The organism is Paraburkholderia sp. RL18-085-BIA-A, from assembly GCF_046027075.1.
Classification (GTDB): Bacteria; Pseudomonadota; Gammaproteobacteria; order Burkholderiales; family Burkholderiaceae; genus Paraburkholderia.
In genome coordinates, this window is the sequence record NZ_JARESU010000450.1 from 1 (window position 1) to 1190 (window position 1190).

The 1190-nt window shown below is 55.9% G+C and carries 1 pseudogene; it reads left to right on the forward strand.

The window, feature by feature from the left end:
* Positions 1-428 precede the first annotated feature (428 nt).
* A pseudogene (locus P0D89_RS53160) lies at positions 429-1190 on the forward strand (IS5 family transposase); the annotation flags it as partial.

Consider the following 1190-nt stretch of genomic DNA (forward strand, 5'->3'; position numbering starts at 1 on the left):
CAAAACTGATCTCAATTTCTGGCTTAGCGTAGCACCGTCGGCGCCCGACTCAGCGTTGCGATCGTGCTCGACCTGTCGATACCTTCATCTTCGCATAACGAAACATATCTTCGCATCTTCAGCGTGCCGTACCCGACATCGATTTGCGCCTCAGGCTTGTTCGATCGCCCTCTACGAAATCAGCGTCGAAACTCGCAACCAGTCGCCTCTTTCTTGTAGACGACGCTCATTGTTTGGTCTCTGTAGCGTAGTTTCTCTATGCGGCCGCCGCGTCACGGATCCGCATGATGATCTGTCCGGTAACGCCAAAGTCGCGGGCAACCTGCGCGATCGTCTCGCCGGCGGCGATCTTCGCTAGGCTCTGTTTACATTTGAAAAAATAGTTGAAAAAATGTGTTTACATCCTGTCTTTTGCACTGCGAGACAGGATGGTACGAACGTTACTGAGCGACGAAGTATGGAACAAAGTCGAAGCTATCCTGCCGGGCAAGGAAGGCGACCGGGGCAGGACGGCCACCGACAATCGCTGGTTTCTCGAAGCGGTGCTTTGGATTGCGCGCACCGGCAGTCCGTGGCGCGATCTTCCCTCGGAGTTCGGTCGATGGCATACGGTGTACATGCGCTTCTCACGCTGGCGACTCAAAGCAGTCTGGCAGCGGGTTGTGAATGCATTGGCAAGCGAGACGGAAATCGAGCACGTCCTGATCGATTCGACCATCGTGCGAGCGCATCAGCATTCGGCGGGGGCCTCAAAAAAAGCGGGCCGCAAGCGCTCGGGCGTTCCCGGGGCGGATTGAGCACCAAACTGCATCTGGCGGTGGACTCGGCGGGCCGTCCATTGCGACTGCTCATCACTGAAGGACAGGTCGCTGCATCTCGTGTGCCGCAGAACTGGTTGAGCATCTGCGCACGAAAGCAGTTATCGCGGACAAGGGCTACGATTCCGACACTTTTGTGAAACGCATTCGGGCTACTCGCGCGAAGGTTGTCATCCCACCGCGCTCGAATTGAAAAACAAAACGTCGCTACAGTCGCGTGCTGTACCGCACTCGCAACCTCGTCGAGCGATTCTTCAACCGTATCAAGCATTTTCGTCGCGTCTCCACTCGATACGACAAGCTCGCCGACAGCTATCTCGTGTTTGCATCGCTTGCCTGCTCGTTTGGGCCACTCGTAAATGTTAACACTGT